We start from the raw sequence: 4,339 nt of genomic DNA, 5'->3' as shown, positions 1-4,339 counted from the left end.
GGGTTCACACGGAGGCCAAGGTGGAGGCGGAGCCCAGGGTGACGGCGGAGACCAGGGTGGAGGCAGAGGCCGGGTGACGAGATCGGCCGGGAAGCCAGTTGCCCAGCGGGCCCTCGCTGGCCCGGAGGGTGCCGTCGCCAGCCCGGAGAGTGCCCTCGCCAGCCCGGAGAATGTCGTCGCCGGACCAGAGGGTGTCGTCGCCAGCCCGGAGAATGTCTCTGCCCGTCCGGACGTTGTCGTGGACGTCCGCGTATGCCCCGGCGATTCTCGGCCATGGTGAGCCGGTCGGGGGCAGGATTGACTTGTCCCGGTGGTCGGGGGTGGGCAGGATCTCGGCTCTACGGGCGGGAGTTGGTGTCGGCATGATCGGTGAACCGTATGTCACCCTGACGGTTCTGGGGGCGCTCGCGACCGGGGTGATGGCCGGGGTGTTCTGTGCCTTCTCCGTGCTGGTCATGCGGGGGTTGGCCGAGTTGCCGCCCGCGCAGGGGGTCGCCGCGATGAACGCGATCAACACGGCGGCGATGACGCCGGTCTTCATGCTGCTGTTCGCCGGTTCGGCAGTGCTGTGCGCGGTGATCGCGGTGGTGACGTTCGTGCTGTGGCCGGATCAGGGGACCGTGGAGTTGTTGCTGGGCAGCGCGCTGTATCTGTTCGGGGCGTTCGGGCTGACCCTCGTCGCGAACGTGCCCCGCAACGACGCGCTGCTGAAACTGGACCCGGGGACGCCGGAGGCCGCCGCGTACTGGCCGTCGTACGTACGCGAGTGGACGATGTGGAATCACGTCCGCGCCGTCGCCTCGGCCGCCGCCGCGCTGGTCTACATGCTGGCTCTCACCTGAGAGAAACCGCATGATCACCTGAGCGAGCGCTGATGAGGACCCGCGGGGCCGCCCGCGGGACCACTTGAGAAAGCCGTCTCGCCCCACTCTGCGCGCCAGGCCCGGGGGCCTTATCGTGGCTGAAAGAGTGCCGCCCGATGACGCACGGCCTGTCGTACGCGGACGCAAGGAAGACGGCCATGGCCGATCCCAAGGGTTTTATGACCACTCCGCGCGAGGAGTGGCCCCGCAGGCCCGTCGAGGAGCGGGTGCGCGACTGGGACGAGGTGTATGTCCCGGGCGCGCTGCTGCCGATCGTCACCAAGCAGGCCGACCGGTGCATGGACTGTGGTGTCCCCTTCTGCCACGACGCCTGTCCGCTCGGGAACCTGATCCCGGAGTGGAACGATCTGGTCAGCCGGGACGACTGGCGGGCGGCGGCCGACCGGTTGCACGCGACGAACAACTTCCCTGAATTCACCGGGCGGTTGTGCCCGGCGCCGTGCGAGGCGGGGTGCGTGCTCGCCATCAACCAGCCCGCCGTCACCATCAAGAACGTCGAGGTGGCCATCGCCGACCGCGCGTGGAGCGACGGTTTCGCGCCACCCCGGCCGCCGGACCGGTTGTCCGGGCGGACCGTCGCGGTGATCGGCTCCGGGCCCACCGGCCTCGCCGCGGCACAGCAGTTGACGCGGGCCGGGCACACGGTCGCCGTGTACGAGCGGGACGACCGACTCGGCGGCCTGATGCGGTACGGCATCCCCGAGTTCAAGATGGAGAAGCGGCATCTGGAACGGCGGTTGGAGCAGATGCGGGCCGAGGGCACCAAGTTCCGTACGTCGACGACGGTCGGGCGCGACATCGGGGCGGCCGCACTACGGGCGCGCTACGACGCGGTGGTGATCGCCACGGGAGCGACGGCCTGGCGTGAACTGGACGTACCGGGGCGGGAGTTGACCGGCATCCACCAGGCGATGGAGTACCTGCCGCTGGCCAACCGGGTGTGCGAGGGGGATGTGGCCACCTCTCCCCTCTCCGCCGCCGGGAAGCATGTCGTGATCGTGGGTGGCGGTGACACGGGAGCCGACTGTCTCGGTACCGCGGTGCGTGAAGGGGCCGCGTCCGTCACGCAGTTGGACATCTACGCCCAGCCCGAGGTCGAGCGCGACGAGGACGCGGAGCCCTGGCCCACGTATCCGAAGATCTATCGGCTCTCGGCCGCGCACGAGGAGGCGCGGGATCTGGAGACGGCTCCGGCGGCGGACGCGGACGCGCGGCTGTTCGCGGCCTCGACGCTCCACTTCGAGGGGGACGCGGACGGGCACGTGCGGTCCTTGCATCTGGTCGAAGTCGACGCGCGGCGGCGGCCGTTGGACGGTTCCGGGCGCAGCCTGCCCGCCGATCTCGTGCTGCTCGCCCTCGGGTTCTCCGGGCCCGATCGGGCGGATGGGCTCATCGATCAGCTGCGGCTGGCGATGGCGCCGCGCGGCACGATCACCCGGGACGCGGACTTCGCGACGAGTGCGCGGGGAGTGTTCGTCGCCGGGGACGCGGCGCGCGGGCAGTCGTTGATCGTGTGGGCGATCGCGGAGGGGCGGGCGGTGGCGGCGGCCGTCGACCGCTATCTGACGGGGAGTTCCCAACTCCCGGCGCCCATCGGGCCGTACGACCGGCCGATGACCGTGTGAGGCGACGGAGGCCGGGGGCAGGTTGTCCCTGCTGCCGGATGAGCGGGCGTACGTCCGTGCTCGCACCTGCGGAGGAGGCCGGGCGTACTGCGCCGGTACGAGGCGCCGGGTGTGGTCTCCTCCCGGCTCACGAGATCCGCCGGTGGCGGGCCGGAAAGTGCCTTCCGGACGGCTTGTGGGCCAACGGCGGTGGGATCCTTGGCGTAGGAGGCGAGTCGCCGTCGGGCCCGGAGTGGGGTCGGGCGCGGCGCGCCCCCATCCTTCGTTCCGTCGTCAGGCGCAGGGCCACCCCCGCGCGTCCCCCCTGTTGGCGGTCGGTCCTGGAGGGTGTTGATGACGACGCTCGACGAACGTCATGGCGAGGGCACGTGGGAGGCGGAGGGGGCGTACCGCCCGGACGCCGCCGTCCCCCTGGGTCAACTCACGGCGATACAGCCCCTGTTCGCCGGTTCCAAGGCGGCGAACCTCGCCCGCGCGGCCCGTGCCGGGCTCCCTGTGCTTCCCGGGTTCGTGGTCCCCGAGGGTGCGGGCGACGACCCCGCCACCCTGCGCCGCGCCTGGCGGGACCTCTCCGATTCCGGTGCGCGGCCCCTTGTCGTACGGTCCTCCTCGCCGCAGGAGGACACCGAACAGTCGTCCCTGGCGGGGCAGTTCGCCTCGGTTCTCGATGTGCGCGGGTGGGCCGACTTCTGTACGGCCGTGCGGACCGTGCGCGATTCGGCGCACCGGCCCGACGGGTCCACCGCGCCGATGGCGGTGCTGGTGCAGCCGATGCTGACGGCGCGGGTCGGCGGGGTGATGTTCGGCGCCGACCCCGTCGAGGGGCGTACCGACCGGATGCTGGTGAGCGCGGTGCGCGGCGGGCCGGACAGTCTGGTCAGCGGCGAACAGGCCGGTACCGACTACTGGTTGAGCCGACGGGGGCGGCTGCTGCGCACCGAGCCGCCGACCGCCGACGCGCTGCTCACACCCTCCGAACTACGGCGGCTGGCCCGGCTCGCGCGCCGGGTGCGGCAGGTGTTCGGGGGACCGCAGGACATCGAGTTCGGGTTCGGATTCGACGGGGACCAAGTCGGGGGCGGGCGGCTGTGGTTGTTCCAGAGCCGGCCGATCACCGCCATGGCCGCGCGGCCGTCGCGCGGGGCCCGGCTGCTCGGGCCGGGGCCGGTCGCGGAGACGTTGCCGGGTCAACTCCAGCCGCTGGAAGAGGACTTGTGGGTCGCACCGATGGCCCGTGGGCTGACCGCCGCGCTCGACATCGCGGGCAGCGCACCGCGTCGGCTGCTGCGGACGGTACCGGTGGTCACGACGGTCGGCGGGCGTGCCGCCGCCGACCTGCGGCTGCTCGGCGCGGTCCCGCCCGGGCACCGCTGGCTGGCCCTCCTCAACCCCGCACCCGGAGCACGGCGGCTCGGCGCGGCCTGGCGGGTCGGCCGGCTCACCGCGGCGCTGCCGGGGTTGGCCGCGGACCTGGTGGCGGACGTCGACCGCCGGCTCGCCCAGATCCCGGCACCCGGCGGACTCCCCGGCCCCGACCTGGCCGCCCAACTCCGCTGGACCCGCGCCGCCTTGGTCTCCCTGCACGCCCAAGAGGCCCTCGCCGGCGCCCTGTTGCGCGAGCCGCCGAAGTCCCGCACGGCGGCGGGCGCGGCCCTGACCGCCCTCGCGGAGACGCGCGCCCTGGGCATACCGGACGAGCGGGCAGCCGCCACCGCGCCAACGGTGCTGGCGCTCACGGCACCGAGCCTGCGGAGGCGGGGGCGCGTGCGCCTGCCGGGTTCCCGAGACGCCCGCCCGGAAGCCGACAGCAACAGCGCCTCACCCCCAACC

General features: G+C 72.8%; 3 protein-coding genes. All 3 read left to right on the top strand.

The genetic code is table 11. The features are described from left to right. Positions 1-362: 362 nt before the first annotated feature. Positions 363-842: an anthrone oxygenase family protein gene (locus ACNFOC_RS51405; protein ID WP_416965868.1), complete on the top strand. Its 480-nt coding sequence runs from the start codon at positions 363-365 to the stop codon at positions 840-842. A gap of 179 nt (positions 843-1,021) precedes the next feature. Then, on the top strand, positions 1,022-2,509 hold the full coding sequence (locus ACNFOC_RS51400) for a glutamate synthase subunit beta (RefSeq protein ID WP_416965867.1): 1,488 nt from the start codon (positions 1,022-1,024) through the stop codon (positions 2,507-2,509). Between the two features lie 333 nt (positions 2,510-2,842). Further along, positions 2,843-4,339, top strand: a 1,497-nt coding sequence (locus ACNFOC_RS51395; protein WP_416965866.1) for a PEP/pyruvate-binding domain-containing protein, incomplete at its 3' end; no start/stop codon positions are given.

The sequence above is a fragment of the Streptomyces colwelliae genome (assembly GCF_048158785.1).
Lineage (GTDB): Bacteria > Actinomycetota > Actinomycetes > Streptomycetales > Streptomycetaceae > Streptomyces.
Note: the sequence above shows the minus strand (reverse complement) of the source record. Positions and strands in the feature narration are given on the sequence as shown.

Bases quoted from the DNA above. Each gene is read 5' to 3' on its own strand.
- ACNFOC_RS51405 (WP_416965868.1), top strand. From the start codon at position 363: ATGATCGGTGAACCGTATGTCACCCTGACGGTTCTGGGGGCGCTCGCG.
- ACNFOC_RS51400 (WP_416965867.1), top strand. From the start codon at position 1,022: ATGGCCGATCCCAAGGGTTTTATGACCACTCCGCGCGAGGAGTGGCCC.